Annotated in this window: 20 protein-coding genes and 1 tRNA gene; 10 read left to right on the forward strand and 11 right to left on the reverse strand. The window is 51.5% G+C overall.

Translation table 11 applies throughout. The features are described from left to right. Window positions 1-74 precede the first annotated feature (74 nt). Together FDW96_RS14465 and FDW96_RS25545 are read left to right on the forward strand one after the other, a co-directional pair. A tRNA-Sec gene (locus FDW96_RS14465) sits at window positions 75-169 on the forward strand. Between the two features lie 168 nt (window positions 170-337). Beyond that, window positions 338-466, forward strand: a complete 129-nt coding sequence (locus FDW96_RS25545) for a hypothetical protein (protein ID WP_256372614.1) — start codon at window positions 338-340, stop codon at window positions 464-466. A 136-nt stretch (window positions 467-602) separates the two neighbouring features. Here the strand turns inward: FDW96_RS25545 and misL are convergent, their stop codons facing one another. Both misL and FDW96_RS14475 read right to left on the reverse strand, forming a co-directional pair. Next, a complete protein-coding gene (gene misL / locus FDW96_RS14470) occupies window positions 603-3,446 on the reverse strand; it encodes an intestinal colonization autotransporter adhesin MisL (RefSeq protein WP_137365868.1) in 2,844 nt (947 codons plus the stop codon). Window positions 3,447-3,520: 74 nt separating this feature from the next. Next, entirely contained in the window at window positions 3,521-4,138 is a 618-nt protein-coding gene (locus FDW96_RS14475; RefSeq protein ID WP_042311535.1) for a helix-turn-helix transcriptional regulator, read from the reverse strand. A gap of 577 nt (window positions 4,139-4,715) precedes the next feature. On the opposite strand from FDW96_RS14475, the gene FDW96_RS14480 reads away from it, so the two are divergent. The 3 genes from FDW96_RS14480 to FDW96_RS14490 all read left to right on the forward strand — a co-directional run bounded on the left by FDW96_RS14480 (window position 4,716) and on the right by FDW96_RS14490 (window position 7,787). Then, window positions 4,716-5,489: a transcriptional regulator gene (locus FDW96_RS14480; RefSeq protein WP_079226201.1), complete on the forward strand. Its 774-nt coding sequence runs from the start codon at window positions 4,716-4,718 to the stop codon at window positions 5,487-5,489. Beyond that, window positions 5,486-5,950 carry a hypothetical protein gene (locus FDW96_RS14485; protein WP_042311533.1) on the forward strand — a complete coding sequence of 155 codons (465 nt, stop codon included), beginning with the start codon at window positions 5,486-5,488 and terminating at the stop codon, window positions 5,948-5,950. Before FDW96_RS14480 ends, FDW96_RS14485 begins: the two co-directional genes overlap by 4 nt. A 340-nt stretch (window positions 5,951-6,290) precedes the next feature. Then, window positions 6,291-7,787, forward strand: a complete 1,497-nt coding sequence (locus tag FDW96_RS14490; protein WP_137365869.1) for a C69 family dipeptidase — start codon at window positions 6,291-6,293, stop codon at window positions 7,785-7,787. A 36-nt stretch (window positions 7,788-7,823) separates the two neighbouring features. Here the strand turns inward: FDW96_RS14490 and FDW96_RS14495 are convergent, their stop codons facing one another. Then, complete coding sequence (locus tag FDW96_RS14495) at window positions 7,824-8,726, reverse strand: LysR family transcriptional regulator (RefSeq protein ID WP_137365870.1); 903 nt, start codon at window positions 8,724-8,726, stop codon at window positions 7,824-7,826. Window positions 8,727-8,830: 104 nt separating this feature from the next. Here FDW96_RS14495 and FDW96_RS14500 point away from each other — a divergent pair, with 104 nt between their 5' ends. The 3 genes from FDW96_RS14500 to FDW96_RS14510 all read left to right on the forward strand — a co-directional run bounded on the left by FDW96_RS14500 (window position 8,831) and on the right by FDW96_RS14510 (window position 11,325). Beyond that, window positions 8,831-9,838, forward strand: a complete 1,008-nt coding sequence (locus tag FDW96_RS14500) for a zinc-binding alcohol dehydrogenase family protein (RefSeq protein ID WP_137365871.1) — start codon at window positions 8,831-8,833, stop codon at window positions 9,836-9,838. 1 nt (window position 9,839) lies between these two features. Then, window positions 9,840-10,145, forward strand: coding sequence for a putative quinol monooxygenase (locus FDW96_RS14505; protein WP_042311525.1), 306 nt, complete (start codon window positions 9,840-9,842; stop codon window positions 10,143-10,145). A gap of 499 nt (window positions 10,146-10,644) precedes the next feature. Beyond that, a complete protein-coding gene (locus FDW96_RS14510; protein WP_042311522.1) occupies window positions 10,645-11,325 on the forward strand; it encodes a hydrolase in 681 nt (226 codons plus the stop codon). Window positions 11,326-11,395: 70 nt separating this feature from the next. Here FDW96_RS14510 and FDW96_RS14515 read toward each other — a convergent pair whose 3' ends face one another. After that, on the reverse strand, window positions 11,396-12,172 hold the full coding sequence (locus tag FDW96_RS14515; protein ID WP_079225796.1) for an SDR family NAD(P)-dependent oxidoreductase: 777 nt from the start codon (window positions 12,170-12,172) through the stop codon (window positions 11,396-11,398). A 147-nt stretch (window positions 12,173-12,319) separates the two neighbouring features. Between FDW96_RS14515 and FDW96_RS14520 the strand changes: the two genes are divergently transcribed. Together FDW96_RS14520 and FDW96_RS14525 are read left to right on the forward strand one after the other, a co-directional pair. After that, entirely contained in the window at window positions 12,320-13,264 is a 945-nt protein-coding gene (locus FDW96_RS14520; RefSeq protein WP_137365872.1) for a LysR substrate-binding domain-containing protein, read from the forward strand. A gap of 25 nt (window positions 13,265-13,289) precedes the next feature. Continuing rightward, window positions 13,290-14,192, forward strand: coding sequence for a carboxylate/amino acid/amine transporter (locus tag FDW96_RS14525; RefSeq protein WP_137365873.1), 903 nt, complete (start codon window positions 13,290-13,292; stop codon window positions 14,190-14,192). Window positions 14,193-14,218: 26 nt separating this feature from the next. Here the strand turns inward: FDW96_RS14525 and nlpA are convergent, their stop codons facing one another. From nlpA to FDW96_RS14560, 7 genes are all read right to left on the reverse strand, one after another. Then, on the reverse strand, window positions 14,219-15,037 hold the full coding sequence (nlpA, locus tag FDW96_RS14530; protein WP_042311515.1) for a lipoprotein NlpA: 819 nt from the start codon (window positions 15,035-15,037) through the stop codon (window positions 14,219-14,221). A gap of 216 nt (window positions 15,038-15,253) precedes the next feature. After that, window positions 15,254-15,997, reverse strand: coding sequence for a 2-dehydro-3-deoxy-phosphogluconate aldolase (locus FDW96_RS14535; RefSeq protein ID WP_137365874.1), 744 nt, complete (start codon window positions 15,995-15,997; stop codon window positions 15,254-15,256). Next, on the reverse strand, window positions 15,984-17,093 hold the full coding sequence (gene dgaE / locus FDW96_RS14540; RefSeq protein ID WP_137365875.1) for a D-glucosaminate-6-phosphate ammonia lyase: 1,110 nt from the start codon (window positions 17,091-17,093) through the stop codon (window positions 15,984-15,986). Before dgaE ends, FDW96_RS14535 begins: the two co-directional genes overlap by 14 nt. Before the next feature lie 3 nt (window positions 17,094-17,096). Next, entirely contained in the window at window positions 17,097-17,957 is an 861-nt protein-coding gene (locus tag FDW96_RS14545) for a PTS system mannose/fructose/sorbose family transporter subunit IID (RefSeq protein ID WP_162267365.1), read from the reverse strand. Further along, on the reverse strand, window positions 17,954-18,703 hold the full coding sequence (locus FDW96_RS14550; RefSeq protein ID WP_003023960.1) for a PTS sugar transporter subunit IIC: 750 nt from the start codon (window positions 18,701-18,703) through the stop codon (window positions 17,954-17,956). Before FDW96_RS14550 ends, FDW96_RS14545 begins: the two co-directional genes overlap by 4 nt. Window positions 18,704-18,728: 25 nt before the next feature. After that, window positions 18,729-19,214, reverse strand: a complete 486-nt coding sequence (locus FDW96_RS14555; protein WP_003023959.1) for a PTS system mannose/fructose/N-acetylgalactosamine-transporter subunit IIB — start codon at window positions 19,212-19,214, stop codon at window positions 18,729-18,731. Between the two features lie 12 nt (window positions 19,215-19,226). After that, window positions 19,227-19,652: a PTS sugar transporter subunit IIA gene (locus FDW96_RS14560; protein WP_061380878.1), complete on the reverse strand. Its 426-nt coding sequence runs from the start codon at window positions 19,650-19,652 to the stop codon at window positions 19,227-19,229. Between the last annotated feature and the right edge of the window lie 82 nt (window positions 19,653-19,734).

Raw genomic sequence — 19,734 nt, forward strand, 5'->3', positions numbered from 1 at the left:
AAGTGAGTGAGGGGGTGTGGAAACCCGAGGAAGTAGCTATAATGCGCCCCGCCTCCATGTAGCAATCGAGGCGCGGAAGATCGTCATCTCCGGTGAGGTGGCTGGACTTCAAATCCAGTTGGGGACGCCAGCGTTCCCGGGCAGGTTCGACTCCTGTGATCTTCCGCCAAAGTTCCTCAAGTAAGTTCTTCTTAAATCACATCTCTTTTTAGCTTTCTTTATCCTGTGTTGATCTCTGGCATACTACGTTGACTGCTGCGCGATTAGTCAGATTGAAACGGAGGCGACATTTCGAATAAACACCTTCCACAATCCCCGACAGGCGAATTTATTATGTTTGCCAGTGATGAATGGTTGTATCGTCCTGATGGTCTACGGCGAACAGGAACAACGGCTGCAGGATGAGCTGCAAGAAGCAAATCAGAAGTTAAAAAGAATTGAGAGCACGCTGGCGACTCTCCATTGAATTGCGAGTTAACATGTAAGTGGCGCTTACATGTTAACCTGATGCCGGATGGCGCTGACGCTTATCCCGGACTACGATTCCAAAAAAATAAAGCCGCCGATCGGTGAATCAGCGGCTTTTCCATTACTCACTTACATTAGAAATTATATTTTACGCCGAGCATACCGCGGGTATCACTGTAGCCTTTGTCGCCAACCTGTTGGGCCACATTGCTCCACACGTTGAGGCGCGGAGTGATTTGACCTTCAACCCCCACTTTCAGCTCGCCGATATTCTTCGTGCCGCGCATGTCGTTTCTCACATCGTCCATCTTCACGCTGGCAGACTGCGTGTTATGGATCCAGTTGGCTTCGACAAACGGCTGGAACTCGCGAGATTTGCCGTCGTCGATGGCGTTGTGGCCGTTGATAAAGGCTTTCACGCCCAGACGAGTCATCAGGTTGCCATCGGTGTCATCCTTCACGCGGGTCCCGTTCGCTTCGCGATGGCTGTCGGCCTGCACGTCCATCCACACCACTTGCGCTTTCGGTTGCAGCCAGTAGCTATTGCGCTCGCTTTCGCCAAGTTTGAAGCTGTAACCAGCTTCAACAGAAGCGGTTATCCCGCTGGATTTGTATTTCTCTGTCGCCTGCTCCTGGCCCATCACTTTGTTATCAAACCAGTTGTACAGCGCCCAGGTATCCACGTAGGTACCGGTCTTGTCGGCGTCATTGGCATACCAGGTGCCGTACAGTCCCACACTGTAACCGGTGACCTGACCACGAGAGTGGTAACCGGTCAGGCTGGACTGCGTGCGGTTCTGGCTGTTGGCATAACCTGCCATCGCGCCAATATGCCAGCGGTCGAGGCCGTCGCTACTCCACTGCGCCAGATCGCCGCCTAACTGTAAGACGTAGCTGTTACTTTGGGTTTTCAACTGCCCACTACCGTCTTTGAAGCGGGTATGCGCGCCAACGTTACGCATCCACAGGCTGGTAACTTTTTTCTCACCGGTCAGCATGTCAACGTACTGGGTTTCCCCCAGGCGATCATGCAGTCGGGTCATGAACAGCGTGTTAGCGGCATAATTGTTCGCCAGATAGCTGCCGGCTTCCGGACGATACTGTTGCTCTGTGACCGGCGGAACATGAGGCTCTTCCGGTCCAGGAATAACCGGGTCCACAGGATCGGTCGGGTCAGGGTTAACTGGATCAGGGATAATCGGATCCACCGGATCCGGGTCAACGGGGTCGGGGTCGATGGGATCAACCGGGTCCGGGTCTACGGGATCAGGGTCAACAGGGTCCACCGGATCGGGCGGAGCAGAAATAAAGCTGGTCAGATACCAGTTGTTGCCCTTCTGCACAACGTTATAGTCGTACGCCCCGGCAACAATACGGCTCGCTTTTTCAAATGTGCCGTCAGAATTGCCAGCAACCTCAATTATCTCAATACCTTCAACAGTCTGCGCCCCGGTACCGCCAATGTTGTTCACCGCCACAAAGGCATTACCCGTCGTGTTACCAAGCACTGTCAATTTATTGGTTTCGGAGGCATCGTCATTCAGGACGGTATTGAAAACCAGTTTGCCGCCATTCCCGGTAAAATCTTCATTAATCGTAAGCGTCTGCCACGGTTCGCCGTCAACATGGCCAAAGTTAACCACTGCCCCGCTGTTCAACGTCAGGTCGGTCAGCGTTGAGCTGTTGGTCATATTCCAGGTCGCATCGCTCATTTGCAGAGAGATTACCCCCGTCCCGGCGGTCGCGCTGGTGATATAAGACGCCCCGTTCCATAACGAATTATCGGTCATGTTGAGCTTAATCGTACTGTTTTGCTGGGGCAAACTACTGGTCGCGGCTATCGCTCCGGCAGCATGAAGATCGCCGTCGATAAGAAAGCGTCCACCGGTGGATCCGTCTACGGTACCGCCCGTTTCGGTGCTGATGGCATAGCTTTCAGTACTGTGGTCGCCCACCATAGTAATGGCGGCACCACCGGCCAGATTTATCGCCCCGCGTGAGATCGCAAACAGTCCGCGTGGTGCTTTGCTGTATGAAGCCGCTTTTCCAGAACTGTTCACGCTAATCGTCGCGTTATCGCCCAGGTTCACGGTCGCGTTGGTGGAATAGACCGCATGCGCACTCGCGCCGTTAACCGTAATAGTGGCGTTATTGCCCAGTTCCGTTTTGGAAGATGAGGCGGCATAAATGCCCGTGGAAGAGGTACCCGATGTCTCAATGGTGGCGTCATTGCCAAGCAGGATCGAGGAACCGCTCTGCCCGGAGCGAATGCCTTCAGAGCCGTCGCCGGTCGTCACAATGTGCGCACGATCGCCAACAACAATCGTATTTTTAGCAAGCGTCGCATCTCGCATGGCATTGGCGGTGATACCACGCCCCTGGTTACCCGTCGTTTTGATGTACAGATCGTCACCGACGTAGATATTAGCCGAGCCTATCCAGCCCTGGCCTATCGCGTTATAACCGGCGTTAATACCATCACCATCCTGACCATCCACATAAATACTGGTGCGATCTCCGGTGATGATAAAGACCGGGTTATCCGGCGTATTGGCCCCGTGCGTGCGAATACCGTCAACATCTTTTCCATTATTGGCGGCATTTTTCGACTGGGTGCGGATCGTCAGATCGTCACCGAAAATAACGCCCGGGCTACCCGTCGCGCTGTTCTGAATAACAGTAACAGAGTGCTCAAAAGCTTCTGCACCGGGTCCATTCAACGTTAATCCATTACCATAAACGGGAATGGTGCCAGCACTCCACTGATAAACATAATTTGGCATGGCGCTGGTTTTAGCAAAATTGGCATTTGCCTGCGCTGGGATGATTGCCTGCAATTCCGGGGGCAGACTGCTAACCAGACCGCTGGAAGGAAGACTATCAACATCAACCCAGGCTGCATGGGCTGAAAATATCATAGACGTTAATGCGGCTGAAACCGCGATGGCAATACGAGAGTAAGATTTGGGATTTGGCATATTAGCCTCCTGCTATCAGGCGTAGAGCGTCCACCACATCTCAAGGATGTGAAATAATAAAAATCAGAAATGCGTTATAAAATATTCGATAGTATTTGATGAATACTATGGCCCAACTTATCTTCAAGCCGGAGCTTATAGACATATATTTTCTTAATATCAATATTATCTATTTGGGTAATTTGCTGAATACTTTTTCCTGAGACAAATCGCTTCAGTAATATCATTTCTGTATAGTTGAGTGAGCGTCCACGTTTACTGTTAGCGAGATGACCCGTAAATAATCGTCTCATTTTCTGATGCTGTACGTCATCATCATCATCAGAATATATAATGCCTTGTATTTTATTGCTTTTCGACAGCCAGTAGTTGGCTAACGGCGCCAGGTTCCGGTCCGCTATCAAAACAATATGCATGCCGCTATACGCCAGACGGTCAACCCATTGCGGGTCGGCGAACAGGCGCAGGTTTGGGAAGGAGAAATCCACAAAAATAAACCCGCGCGACAAATGATTTTGATTATTAAGTAGAAGTTTTTCAATAACTCCTCTTTGCAGAAAGCCATTTCCCTCCGGCCAGATCGCAAAAGCGGCACGGTGACAGTACCTGGCGCGTACCGCAGTATCCGGAAATAATTGACAGGATAATTCACAGCTTATGCAACGAATACTCTGTGATGGGGATCTCTTCATCAAAAATGACTCCTGTTATTTTTCCATAAATATTTCATCGGTAAATAAATGTGTCAATCCGACACGCATGACATTCCTTGTCAGTTAATAACAGCAACCCTAAAAAAATGTAATAAACTCTTGATGCGCTAATATGTACATACGGTAAACAATGCCATACCGCTAAGTTTTTTTATGTTTTATCTCAGAATAACAATCTGGGCATTAGGAATTTTATGCATAAATTAAAATTCTAGGATAAATCTTAAAAAAGCACTATTTGCTAAAAAATAACCGATGTAAAGGTTACTTGTTAATTACACAATTCAGATAACTTAATCACCCTTGTCGCTCTGTGGATAAATATAATGATAACCCAGATAAAACTGTAATGAATTCTCATTATTTAACATTAGCTAATTCCAACCTAAGAAATTAGGTTAATAACTTGTTGTATTTGAAGGGTTTTTATCCCCTAAGTGAAATTCTTATCTTCGATCATGTACAAAGAGTGAGGCGTCTTATCGATTTGGATGTAAAATTTAAGGGGTGTGCAAGGACACGCTGTGATACGTTTTGGTTACTGAGGGCTGGGCAATTGTATCTTATCAATCAGTTGGTCGAATTTAATCCTGATAGCAAAAGTCTGGTCAATCGTCAGACCGGGCGCACAATACAACTCCAGCTCCCTGCTTCGCTCTGTTTTCTCTATTTAATTACTCACGCAAGTGACATTGTTTCCCAAAACACGTTGATGATAGTGGGTTGGGGAGAGAGAAATAATGTCACCACCACCAACACGTTCTACCAGGCAATTCTGACGTTACGTAATGCGCTGGCGGAAGTGGGACTACCGCGCGATACGGTGAAAACTATTTCCCGCCGTGGGCTAAGATTGAATGAAAACGCTCAGGTCGAAGTGATACCGGATCCTCAGAGTGACGTTTCCCAGTCACCGGTTATTGAGGAGCGCGCGCCTGCAAAGGTAATTCTTACCGCGCCACAACAAACGACGCAGATCTCCTGGTGGAACATTTTATTTAGCGTTAGTGTTGTTATCGCCACTCTGGTTATCTGGCTGGTGTGGTATCAGACTCGCCCGGTTATGCCATTTAGTAAGTTTGTCTCTGTTTCCATGCAGATCCCTTCGCGGCAAAACTGCAAAATTTATTACTCTCCAAATGAGTACGACCAGCATGGCTATTTCAATCTGATGCAGCTTCATCCTTTACTCTGTGAAAACAACAAACACGTATTTCTATCTGGCTACCTCAAAGCAGAGAGGATGGTAGCATTTGTATGCGATAAAGATGCGCGGATTGATGCCCACGCATTTTGTACTACCCATTATTACTGGATGCGCGGGCAATGAAAAAAACACGCCAAATAATCTTGCTCACTATTGGCCTGGTTACCCTACTCGGTTCAGGTAGTTGGCTATGGTATTCACGTTATGCCGAAAAGCCGCTAAATTGCGTTGGAAACGTTGAATGGAATATTGGCAGCAACCGCTTTGCTGGAACGGTTTCATTTCGGATGTACAACCAGGAAGGATTATCGACAATTACCGGTAAGCTGTATGGGCGTAATATCTCAGACATCAGCAGGAACATCTATTTCAGCTACACCCAACAGCGTGATGCACGGGTGTTACAGGCCATGCAAGTTGTCAAAACCTTCGCCGACACGGCCGATGAAGCGGATATCAACAATACGTTGCCCGGGTTTTATCGGCAGACCGGACGCAGCCTGAGCCTGGTTATGGAGGAGTATAAGGGCGCATGGATTTTCGCCAGTTCCAATGTTCCCTCGCTGTATTGCCGCAAAAGGTAACGTCATATCCGGAAACAAAAAGCACGGTGCTGCCACAGGATTCACATTTGTCATCATTAACTTACGCGACACAGGTCACTGAATCCACTAATAAGCCATTCTATTCTTCACCGCGAATCAGGAAACATCCTGAATATCAGGATATTCGTTGCGTAATAATTAAGCGAAATGGACATGTTATTTTGTCCAGAAGACTTCAATCTACGAATGAATATTTGGAGAAGACGTGGGCAGGGGCGTTTATCTCTCTCGCGAGTAATGTCTGAGCGTTCAGGCGTTATCGCATTTCAGGAAACGGTATGTTTCCGGTGTATTTTGGCGTACATATGAGGGATACGTAATGTTTACTTTTAAAAAGTGCCTGATTGCACTTTCAATAAATTTGGCGGTTGTTTCATCAGGTTTTGCTTGTACGACCCTGCTGGTCGGCAATGAAGCATCAGCGGACGGCTCCATGTTGGTCGCCCGTAGCGCAGACAGCGATGCCCTGAAAGCACAGCATTTTGTCATTCATCCGGCAAAACAGAATCAGACCGGGGTATACAGCACCAAAGCACATAATGGCGCGAATGATTTTACCTGGCCACTGCCGAAAAACTCTCTGCGTTATACCACCGTCCCAAACTGGAAAACTCAACTGCACGGCGCAACCGGATTTAACGAACTGGGCGTCGGCGTGAGTGGGACAGAGTCTATTTTTGCTTCACCAAAAGCGCTGACCGCCGACCCATACGTTGAGGATAAAGGGATCACTGAAGACGATATCCCGGATATTCTGCTGTCACAGAGCAAAACCGCGCGTGAAGCCGTGGCTCTGCTGGGACATATTGTTGAAACCGTCGGTGCTGGTGAAGGATTTGGCGTTGCCGTGGTCGACGATAACGAGATTTGGTACCTGGAAACTGGCAGCGACCACCAGTGGATGGCGCAGCGCCTGCCCAATAACCAATATTTCGCCACCGGTAATCAGGGCCGCCTACAGGATTACGATCCTAAAAACCCGGATATGATGGCGTCAAAAAATCTGATTCAATTCGCAACGGAAAAAGGCCTGTATGAACCGGCGAAAGATGGCAAATTCAACTTCGCCAAAGCCTATACCCGTGATGACGAGCGTGACCGTACGTATAACGATCCTCGCGTATGGACCATCCAGAAAACGTTCAATCCTTCCGTAAATCAGGATATGGCCAAAGGACGTGAATTCCCGGTCTTCATGAAGCCAGAGAAGAAAATGACGCTGGACGATGTGAAAGCCGTGCTGCGTAGCCACTATGAAGGCACCAGTCATGACCCGTACACCAATGGCCTGAACGGTAAAGAGCCATGGCGTCCGGTCAGCGTCTTCCGCACCTATGAAGCGCATGTCATGCAGGTACGTCCGTGGTTGCCAAAAGAGATCGGTGAAACAACCTACATTGGTCTGGGTATGGCCGATCTCACCGCCTTTGTTCCGTATTACAGCGGCCTGAAAGCATATCCGGCCAACTATACAATGGGTACAGATAAGGCTGACGATCAATCCATCTACTGGAAATATCGTAAATTGCAGACGCTGACGATGACCGATTATCCGAAGCTCGCGCCAATCGTCAAAAAGGCCTACAAAGCGTGGGAAGATAAAGTGGCGAAGGAGCAAAAAGAGGTCGAAGCAGAATATCTGAAGATGGCGAAAAGCAATAAACCTGCCGCAGATAAAATGCTGAATGACTTCAACCTGCGCATCATGGCCGATGCCGAGAAGTTAACGGAAGATCTAACTAATCAGCTGTTTACCATCCGCACCAAAGACATTCAGTCTGATATTTTCTTTGCTAACGCAGCGAAAAAAGACTAAGTCACACCACAGTAATGTACTGGCGCAAAGCGTATCTTAGCTCTGCGCCAGCATCTCACATCGCGCCTTCACGGCGTCATGCAGCAAGCGTACTGCCGTAGAAAGCTGCTTACGATGCGGGCAAATCATATTCAGCGGGACTTTCTCCCCCTGATAATCCGTCATCAGCAGCTGCAATCGCCCTTCGCGTACATCCTCGCTAACATCCAGCCACGACTTGTAGGCAATCCCCTCACCAGCAATCGCCAGCCGCCGGATCACTTCGGCATCATCGCTCATAATCGTGCCGTTAACCTGCACGCTGCTGACCTCGCCGCCGTGTGTAAAGGTCCAGCGGTCGTGCAGGCGTCCACGTAAGACAAAGGTCATGGCGTTCAGCTGCGCTAAATCTTCCGGGGTCTGCGGCGCACCATTTTGTATAACCCAATCCGGTGACGCCACCAGCACGCGTCGATTACCCGGCGCAACGGGCAGCGCAATGTATGACGCATCTTCGGTATTGCCATAACGAAATGCGACATCGACAGGATCTTTAAAAACATCCGTCACCTGATCGGAGAAAAAGATCCGCAAACGCAGCGCAGGATAGCGGCGTCGAAAAGATTGAAAGACCGGCAGCAGCAAATTTCTCCCAAGATCGGACGGAACCGCGATTTGCAGCGTGCCAGAAACTTCATCTTCCGGGGTCTGAATTTTTTGCAGTCCGGCATGCATCACGTCCAGCATCTGGCGGGCATAGGGCAACCAAATCTCGCCTTCCGGCGTCAGGCGCAGGCTGCGCGTGGAGCGAGCGAACAGGCGGATAGTCAACGTTGACTCCAGGCGCTTGATAGCAGAACTGACCTGAGCAGGCTGGACGCCGGCTTCACGTGCCGCATCGCTAAAACTATTCAGCGCCGCGGCGCGGACAAACAACGTGAGATCTTCAAGCCGGAACATTTTCACTCCCCAAGTATAAGTCCTGTCGCCGTAGGGCTATTTTTCCCGTTCTGTTACCGGTTTACCATCGAATTATTCAACTGATTCCTGTGACCGGAGAGAATATGAAAGCCATCGCCATTACCCGCGCCGCGACTAACGGCAATAACATTGAGTTTTTACAAGAGATTGACCTGCCCATGCCAGTTGCCACAGGGCATGACCTGCTGGTTGAAGTGAAGGCCATTTCCGTCAACCCCGTTGATACCAAGGTCCGCGAAGGTTTTAACGCTGATGTGCCGCGCGTGCTGGGCTGGGATGCCGTTGGTGTGGTGCAGTCCGTGGGTGAAGCCGTCACCCTGTTCGCACCTGGCGATGAAGTCTGGTACGCCGGAGCGCTGGGGCGTGCGGGGAGTAACAGTGAATTTCAGTTGGTTGATGAGCGAATCACCGCGCTGAAACCGCGATCGCTGGATAACGCCTCTGCTGCGGCGCTGCCGCTGACCGCCATCACCGCCTGGGAAATGCTGTTCGACCGTCTGGGCGTTGAGGAAAATGGCAATGAAGATGATGTGTTATTGATTGTTGGCGCGGCTGGCGGCGTCGGTTCTATTCTGACGCAACTGGCCAGTAAGCTGACCAAAATGACCGTCATCGGTACCGCATCGCGTGCGGAAAGCCAAAAATGGGTACGTGAAGCGGGCGCTCATCATGTGATTGACCACAGCAAACCGTTGACGGAAGAACTGGCGCGGATAGGGATCAAGGAAGTGACGCACGTTGCCAGCCTGAACAATACCGAGCAGCACTATCAACAAATTATTGCCGCACTCGCTCCGCAAGGAAAGCTGGCGCTGATTGACGATCCGCAAACCCTTGATGCCCGCCCGCTGAAGGCCAAAAGTATTTCCCTGCACTGGGAATTTATGTTCACCCGTTCGATGTTTACCACCCACGACATCATTGCCCAGCATCAGCTATTGACCCGCGTGGCGCAGTTGATCGACGACCACACTATCCATACCACGCTGGGTGAACATTTTGGCGCGATCACTGCGGCGAATCTGCAAAAAGCTCACGCGCAAATTGAAACGGGTCGCTCGGTCGGCAAGATTGTGCTGGAGGGGTTTTAACATGTCTGATGCAGAAGTGATTTCAATTATTGCAGTACTGAAAGCCAAACCAGGGAAAATAGATGCCCTGAAACAGGCGCTACAGGCTCTCTTACTGCCCACGCGCCGGGAGGAGGGCAATATTGAGTATGCGCTGTTCCAGTTACGTGACACGCCAGATGTATTTTATGTGCGTGAATCCTGGCGCGGTCAGGCTGGCCTGGACGAACATATCGCCCTGCCGCATTTCCAGTCGTTTGTATTGCAAATGAACGATCTACTGGCCGAGCCGCTACGACTGGATTATCTGACACCGATTGAGCCGTAATATTAATACCGTGCTCCTCTGCTGTTCGGAGGAGCACAATAAATATCAATCTGAGAATTTACTTAATTCAATAATTACTTAGTAAATAAAATAGACATGATCATTACTCTCAAGAAAACCGTGTCATTAGTCACAAAATTGACATTGAAGATATATTGTTAATATTCATTTTATTTCACAATAATAATAACCGTATAAAAATAAATCAGTCAGAAATACCCACCGAATCTTCCCCCCTACTTCCAACACACACCATAAAATAATATGAATGCAGAAATATAATTTCATAATAACAGGCATTGTTATTTTCATAGGGTCGGAGGAAATTAGTTCACTAAGGCTGTTCTGATAAAGATAGCTTTAGCCTCCCCCTGAAATTAACCATGATGATGTCAATAATGGTTAATTAGCTGTAGAGCAAAAATGGATATCGCCCAGGCGATTATAGACTTTACTGCAGGTTAGATAACCTGCAAAAAGCAACAACAAGGAATGGATCATGTCTACACCCGCTAATTTTAATGGCCAACGCCCAGTGATTGATGTCAATGACGCAGTTATGTTGCTTATCGATCATCAAAGCGGCCTGTTCCAGACCGTTGGCGATATGCCAATGACTGAACTGCGTGCAAGAGCTACGGCTCTGGCAAAAATCGCCACCTTATGCAAAATGCCGGTGATTACCACCGCCTCTGTGCCGCAGGGGCCAAACGGTCCGCTTATTCCGGAAATTCATGAGAACGCACCTCACGCACATTATGTCGCACGCAAAGGTGAAATTAACGCCTGGGACAACAAAGAGTTTGTTGCGGCGGTAAAAGCGACAGGCCGTAAGACGCTGATTATTGCTGGTACCATCACCAGTGTATGCATGGCATTCCCGGCCATCAGCGCGGTAGCAGAAGGCTATAAAGTCTTTGCCGTCATCGATGCTTCCGGTACTTACAGCAAAATGGCGCAGGAGATCACCATGGCCCGCGTCGTACAGGCTGGCGTCGTGCCGATGGATACTGCCGCGGTTGCGTCCGAACTGCAGAAAACCTGGAATCGGGAAGACGCAGCGGAATGGGCCGAAGTCTATACCAAAATCTTCCCGGCTTATCAGTTACTGATTGAAAGCTATACCAAAGCCCAGGATGTTGTGAAAAATAACGAGCTGCTGGACTCTCAGCGCACTTAACTTTTCCGATCTTCCATAAACGCCTGTTTAGTATAAGCAGGCGTTTTGTAATGCGCAGCATCAGTCCCTGTCAGCCATTACGTCCGGCCATAACCCCCCCATCGACATCCCAGACAGCACCAGTTACCCAACCCGCCTTGTCTGACAACAGGAACGCGACGGTTTCTGCCACATCACGCGGCGTACCGACCCGGCCAATCGGATGGAAGCTATCAAAGCTGCTCATCACACCTTGTACATCTTCTTTCGGGATAAATCCTTCATAGATGGGTGTATGCACGACCGCTGGCGAAACGGCGTTCACGCGAATCCCATGCGCACCCAGCTCAATAGCCAGATTTTTGGTTAACGCATGCAGACCCGCTTTGGCCATCGAATAGGCCGATGAAGGTGTCGCGCCCACCGCTTGTTGCGCCCACATTGAACCAATATTCACGATGGCGCCGTTTATATTGTCTGCCAACATATTGCGCACCACGTCGCGGGTAATGAAAAACGTCGCCCGATTGAGGCTCATATATTGCTCATAATCCTCAACCTCATGTTCAATAAACGGTTTCGGGAAAAACACGCCAGCCGCATTTACCAGCAGGCTGATATCTTTATGCTCGGCATTCAACCTGGCCATCACCTGCTGCGCTCCGGCTTCCGACATCAAATCCGCAACAATCACCGCGACATCACCCAACGTCGCCAGAGTTTGACGCGCTTGCTCTGCTTTGTCGGCGCGGTTGCCTACCAGCACCACGCTACCGCCGCCCTGGAGGATCAGTTTCGCCGTTTCGAATCCCATCCCACTGGTCCCACCCACAACTAACAATTTCTTTCCGGCAAATAATGCGCTCATCGTTAACCTCGTTTAAAGAATCCGTTGACGTGCTAAAGATGCCAGTCGGCTCAGAAGTTGACGACTGAGAAGAAATAGCGACTCAAGAAAGAAAATCTATCTCGCTGGCGTATACTGAAAACAGTTAACAAGAATGGAAAAAAGCAGATGCGTTCACTCAATCGGCTAAAATGGTTACACGCTTTTGAAGCCACCGCCCGCCATGGCAGCTTCACCGGCGCGGCGCAGGAACTGGGCGTGACACCTGCAGCCGTTGGGCAACTGGTGCGTGCGCTGGAAGATTGGGTAGGCCATCCACTGTTACATCGCACCCGCACGGGCAAAGAACGCCTCACGCTGGTCAGCGAAGCACAGGACGCATTGCGCGACATCACTCTGGGACTGGATAACCTGGAATCAGGACTCAACAAGCTGCGCGGCCGTCGGGCACGCTCAGTGGTAATTATTACCGCGTCGCAGGTCCTGGTCATGAACTGGTTGATGAGTCGTCTCAATCGTTTCTCACAAACGCATGAAAACATCGAATTACGTTTGAATGTGACGGAAAAGCTGATGGATGTCGCCCACGGCGAAGCCGATCTGGGTGTACGCTGCGGCAAAGGTGACTGGCCCGGCGTCAACAAAACCTGGTTAATGGATGAAGAAGCCGTTCTGGTCTGCAGCCCACGAATGGTACCGGTAGATAAAATCGCCTGCGGGGAATGGCTGGCCGCGCAAAAGCTGATCCACGATGACACTCCCCACCCCGGTGCTCATTTTCCTGCCTGGGATGATGTCTTGAACGCTACCCATGCCCCGACCGTCCGCGACAGTGGACTGCACATCAACTCCACTGCTACGGTGATCCTGGCAGCAATCAGCGGTCAGGGCGTAGCTATCGTTCGCCGGGCGCTGGTTCAGCAGTTACTTACCGACGGACAACTGGTGCAACTTCACCCCGACACCCGTTGGCCGCTGACGTGGTCATACTACATCGTCACGCCGCAACACGCGGTAATGCGTCCGGAGGTGAAAGTCTTTAATGACTGGCTGATTGCGGATGTGCTGGCAGAAATCGCGGCTAACTCTGCTATGATGCCTGCACACAAATAAAACAAAACAACATGCCGAGGGAAAGATGGGTTCCACCAGAAGAGGGATGATGAACGTCCTGATTGCCGCCGTATTGTGGGGAAGTTCGGGCGTTTGTGCACAGTACATCATGGAGCAAAGTCAGATGTCATCTCAGTTCCTGACCATGACGCGTCTGATTTTCGCCGGACTTATTCTGCTGATGCTCTCTTTCGTTCACGGCGACAAAGTATTCTCCATTATCAAAAACCGCAAAGACGCGATTAGCCTGCTGATTTTCTCCGTGGTAGGCGCGCTTACCGTACAGTTGACCTTTCTGTTAACCATCGAAAAATCTAACGCCGCCACCGCGACGGTACTGCAATTTTTATCACCGACCATTATCGTGGCGTGGTTTTCCGTTGTACGTAAAGCGCGACCGGGTATTTTGGTGCTAACCGCGATCCTGACCTCGCTCATTGGCACGTTCCTGTTGGTCACCCACGGTAATCCGACGTCGCTGTCTATTTCACCTGCCGCGCTGTTCTGGGGAATTGCCTCCGCATTTGCCGCCGCGTTTTATACCACCTACCCTTCAACGCTTATCGCGCGCTACGGTACGCTGCCGGTTGTTGGCTGGAGTATGTTAATTGGCGGGATGATCCTGCTGCCGTTTTATGCCGGGCAGGGAACCAACTTTGTCGTCAATGGCAATTTGATTCTGGCGTTTTTCTATCTCGTGGTCATCGGTACGTCACTCACGTTTAGCCTGTACCTGAAAGGTGCGCAGATGATTGGCGGCCCGAAAGCGAGCATTTTGAGCTGCGCGGAACCACTGAGCAGCGCGTTGCTGTCTCTGCTGCTGTTAGGCATTACGTTCACCCTGCCTGACTGGCTGGGCACGATGCTGATCCTCTCATCGGTAGTGCTGATCTCAATGGACTCACGTCGCCGCGCCAGAGCGGTTTAATCCCAACCGGCGCGGCAACGGGTTAATTACCAGCCCGGAACCGCGCCGCCGTTGAAGATGGTTTCCGCCGCTTTTGCTACTTCCGGTGATTGATAAGATTGCAGGAATTCTTTCACATTTTCGGCATCTTTGTTGTCTTCCCGTGCCACCAGGATATTCACATACGGTGAGTTCTTATCTTCGATAAATACGCTGTCATGCACCGGAGAAAGTCCGGTTTGCTGGATATAAGTGGTACTGATAATCGCCACATCTACTTTCTGATCGTCCAGTACGCGTGGTAGCTGTGCGCCTTCCAGCTCCATGATATTCAGATGCCGTGGATTATCAGTAATATCCAGCGCCGTAGGCAACAGACCTGTCCCCGCTTTCAGGGTGATTAACTTTTCTTTTTGCAGCAACAACAGCGCCCGCCCAAGGTTGGTCGGATCGTTAGGTATTGCAATCGTTGCGCCGTCTTTCAGTTCCGCTATAGTTTTGATTTTCTTAGAATAACCGGCCATCGGAAAAACAAAGGTATTGCCCACCGCCACCAGCTTGTAGTTATGCGCTTTATTATCCTGTTCGAGGAACGGACGATGCTGGAAGACGTTGGCATCCAGTTCGCCATGATTAGTGGCATCGTTGGGTAATAATGAGCCACTGAAGCCCACCAGCTCAACGTCCAGCCCGTATTTCTCTTTGGCTACTTTCTTCGCGACCTCCGCCACGTCCTGCTCTGCGCCGTTAATGACGCCCACTTTGATATGTTTCGCGTCATTGCTCTGCTGATCGCACCCTGCCAGCAATAATCCCGCCAGTAATACCACCGTCCCGGCTGCAAAATGAGGTATTTTCAGTTTCACGTTTTTATCCTTTTGAAATAACCGCCTGATGAGTAATGAAATGACTATAGCGGGAAGGCCGCTGCGGTTTAAAAAACGAAAAAGCATCAGCAAGAAGAAAAAAGCATAAAGCAGACATATGGACAAAAATGCCCGGTAGCGCTTACGCTGACCGGGCTGGTGACATGAGGTTATCTGTAGGCCGAATAAGCGAAGTGCCATCCGGCGATAGCAACATCACACCATCTCTTTCACTATCTCCATTAACCTGGCGACATCTTCAGGCCGGGTATTACCCGTTTGTGGATCGATAATCGAGCTGTAAACATGCGGCATCACGCGGGGCACTCCCGCCTCCAGACAGGTTTTCAGGATAATGCCGAAGTTATTGAGATCGATCCCGCCCGTCGGTTCAATCAGCGTCATGCCGTTGCGCGCAGCGGTCGTCGCCAGCGCGTACAACTCAGGCAGCGACCGCTCTCCCCCCATCGGGAAGAACTTCGCCGTGTGAGCCCCTGAATCCAACATCATCCGTACCGCTGCATCGCAGGAAACGCGGGCTGGCGTGCCCTGGCTACTGCTGACGCCCGTCGAGATCAGCACCTCTCCGGGTGTACCCGTCGGGCTGACCAGCGCATTGATATGGGTTTGTTCGCCGCCTGTTGCCGCCAGCGCCCCTGCCGCAAACCCGCAGCCGGTAAAGGTCTGGTTGACGTGCGCCGGATGAACCGTTGAAGCTATCATCGCCGCTTTGTAATACTGTGCCGGGTCGCCAGCCCCCAGCCCGACGGAGATTGACGGCACCTCCGTCATCCAGCGTTTAACTTCCCGAACGCCCTCATCAACTGACGTAAACTGCGCGGAAAGCACGCCGATCACCGCATGGCCTTCGGCAGCATCATAGATTTCCCGCGCATTGGCGATATCCTTCGCCAGTACGTTAATGGCCACTTTATTCCGATAAAAATTAATGTGCTGCATGGTCTGCAATCTCCTTTAATCGCGCTACGATCAACGCCATTTCCCCTTCTGCGACCGTACGCGGATCAAGACTAAAAACGCCCTGATGAAGGTTGTAACGACGAGCGTAAATCGCGATATCGCCCCCGCGAAGTTGCGCTTCTACAGCATAAGCATCCAGCCCCAGCGCCTGCGCGTTCACCCGAATCCGAATCCGCCAGATGGCGCGTCCGGCTTCGTCCTGCTCGATATCGGCGTCCAGTCCGGGAATCGCTGATATCGCCTGCGCCACGGGGCGGAGCTCTTCAGCGGTAACCACGGTTTGTTCCTGATGATAGTTTTCCAGGGCATACACCAGCCCAACCATATTCTCTTTGCCGATTTTCATCGCCCGGGCAATCCCGTGGTGCTGCGCTTTACACGCGGCAATCCACTGTTTCTTCCCGGTGATAAACCCGGAGGTTGGCGCGTTAAAGGCTTTTGCCCCGCTGTAGACCACCATATCCGCCCCGCTCGCCACCCAGGCGTGTAAATCCTCCTCGGCAGCGGCATCGACAATCAACGGCAGGTTGTGAACCTGCGCGACCTGCACAAAATCTGCAATGCTCAACATGCCCTTCTGCACGCAGTGGTGCGATTTCACGTACAACAGCGCGGCAGTGTTATCGGTAATCGCGCTCTCCAGCTGCCAGCGGGCCGCCAGATTACTTGAGCCGACTTCCACCACGCGACCACCACCCAGGCGAATCGCGCTGGTGATTGGCGCCCCGTAGTCAACGTTATGCCCGCGCAGCATGACCACTTCATTCGCCATACCTGTGCTATCGGGCATTAGCGAGACTCGCGCCGGGTCGCCGCGGGTAATGGCTGCGGCGACAGAGATAGCAATGCCCGCCGACGCACAAGAGGTGATATAGCTGTCCTCCGCGCCGGTATAGCGGGAAACCAGCTCACCGGTACGGTCCACCAGCCGATCAATTTCAACAAAGGCCGAGGCCGCCCGCGCGGTGGCCTGCATCACCTCCGGCGCTACGCTGGAAACACCCAGAATCGTCATCTTGCCGCAGGCGTTAATGACCTGTTTTAGCCCCAGTTGTTGATAAATATTCTGTGTCATGGCTTACAGCACTCCCAACAGCGAACAAACCACGCTGAGCGCCACAATCGACAGCAGAATCGTGGTGTAACGCGGTCCTTTCTTCACCAGATAAAAATAGATGGCGAACACCGCCGCCAGCGGCAACAGGCCGGGGGCAATAGAGTCGAGAATTTGCTGGACCACCACTTCAGAGCCTTTCAGGGCGCTGAGTTTTAGCGGGGTGGTGATCTTAACGTAGCTCGCGGAAAGCGCGCCCATCATGATCAGACCCAGCACGTTCGCACCGTAGATAAGCTCCTTAATCCGCCCTCCCTGCAGCAGACCGATAATCGAGTCACGCCCCAGCGTATAGCCTTTGTGCACCATGCCGTAGCTGATTGCCAGCGTAATAGCCGGATAGAGAATTAACGGTACAATTCCGCCCATCGCGCTGCCATTGGCCGCGAATGGGATGAAAATAGCGATTAATAGCGGCATAACGGCGGCCCAGATGATGGAGTCGCCCATCCCGGCCAGTGGCCCCATTAAGCCAGTTTTAATCCCAGTGATCGAAGCGTCGCTAATCGGCTCGCCGCGCGTTTTCTGCTCCTCCATCGCAATGGAGATCCCCTGAATCACCGCCCCGAACGTCTGTTCAGAGTTGAAGAAGTTCAGATGGCGTTTTAGCGCTTCCACTTGCTCCTCTTTTTGCGGGTAAAGCTTTTTGATGATCGGCGTCATCGAGGCGCAGAAAATCAGGCTTTGCAAACGCTCATAGGAGCTGGAAACTTCCGCGCCCAGCCAGTAGATAAACCAGGCTTTAGTGATGTCTGCTTTGGTCAGCGCGCCGCTTTCCCGTGCGCGTTCGACCAGTTCATGCTGCATTACGTCGCTGCTCATCATGCTGCTCCTTCATTTTTCGCCAGACCTTTAATCAGGAAGGCCACGCAGGTACCAAAGATCGCCATCGCCATGATGTCCACCTTCAGGTACAGCACCGCAAAGAATCCGCCGATAAACCACGGCAGCAGGCTCTTTTTACCGATCACCATAATGGTGATGGCGAAGCCCAGCGCCGGCAGAATGCCGCCCATAATTTCAAAAGAGTGGGTGAGCCAGTGCGGCATCAGCTTCAGGAAGCTTTCCACCACGTCCTGACCAAAATAGTTAGCGGCGAAGACGACCGGGAAACGCAACACCAGCCCGAGTAATGCCGGGTAGAGGAACGCACAGCGCATAATGCCCGCCATATTGGCCGTTTCCGCGTGCTTGTCGGCCATATGTACCCACGCGGCGTTTAACGTGCGGCGCAACTGGTCGAGGAACACACCGATAACACCAAACGGGATCGCCAGTGCGATGGCCAGGTTCGGGTCCATTCCGGCCTTCACGGCGATAGGGATTGAAATACAGGCAGCCAGCGCCGGATCCGACGGGACGTTGCCGCCCGGCGTAGAGGTCACGCCGAGGTAAACCAGTTGCATACCTGCGCCAATGATCATCGCCGTTTCCATATTGCCTAACAGCAGGCCAACGAATACGGCAATCACCACCGGCTGTAGCAGCATGGCGGAAAAGGTGTAGCCAAGGCGTAATCGGGCAAACCAGTAATACAACCCCATCAGGCTTGCGAAAACTAAAGTATCCATAGTTTTTTACCCTGTTATCAAAGGATTAGAATTTTTTCAGGATATCGTCCAGCGACTGCGGCTTATCTTCCGGGATAGTCTGGAAGAACACCTGAATCCCACGATTTTTCAGGTCACTCAGAATGCCGACGTCTTTTTCATCCAGCGTGATGTTCTGGAATACCGCTTTGCGGTTTGGCCCACCGCCCAGTCCACCGACCTGAATGGTGGTGACATCAAACCCCAACTGGACCGCTTCCTGAACCGCCGCCAGAGAGGGGAACAGCACCAGAACCTTGCCGTCACCAAGCTGATTTTCTTTCCATGCGGCGGCAAAACTCTGGTTACCGAAGCAATCCACTTTGATATTTGGCGGCGCTGCCATCAGGTAGATATTTTTCATAAATGGGTCGGCGTCCAGCTCATCGCTAACCACCGCAATCCGGTTTGCCTGAGATTGTCCAACCCACTTAGTCACAACCTGTCCATGAATCAGACGGCTATCGATACGACATAAGACGATGTTTGCCATGATGTTTAATCCTTATTGTGATTGTTGTAATTGACGTACGTGAGCAACAACGTCCAGGCAGCTGCTACGCCCGGCCTCAACCAGTTCGGCCACACAGGTGGTCAGTTGGCCCTGCTCGCGTTTGTCCAGCGCCTCCAGTAACAAAGAGGCGTTCAGCCCGGAAATCACTGCCACCGGGTAATCAGCGCTCAGCCGCGCCGCTACGTTAGAAGTGGTGCCGCCAATAAAATCGGTCAGGATCAGTGAACCTTCCGGCATGGTTTTCACCACGGCTTCAACGCGCTGATAAAACTCGCCGAGCGTATCAACGGGCATCAGCGCAATTTCCGTCACGCCTTTGATTTCGCCCATCACCATGCGCAGGCTGTTGCAAAGCTGTTGCCCCCAGCCGCCATGGGTCAGCAGCAGGATCTGGGGCAAGGATTCAGTGGTAGTCAAAATGGCCTCCTGGCTCGATTACATAGACATAGGTAAACAGAGCAAAGGCTGTGCCAGAATTTGTGTCACGCGGGGGAGTAGT

It is taken from the genome of Citrobacter sp. TBCS-15, from assembly GCF_005280815.1.
Classification (GTDB): domain Bacteria; phylum Pseudomonadota; class Gammaproteobacteria; order Enterobacterales; family Enterobacteriaceae; genus Citrobacter; species Citrobacter werkmanii.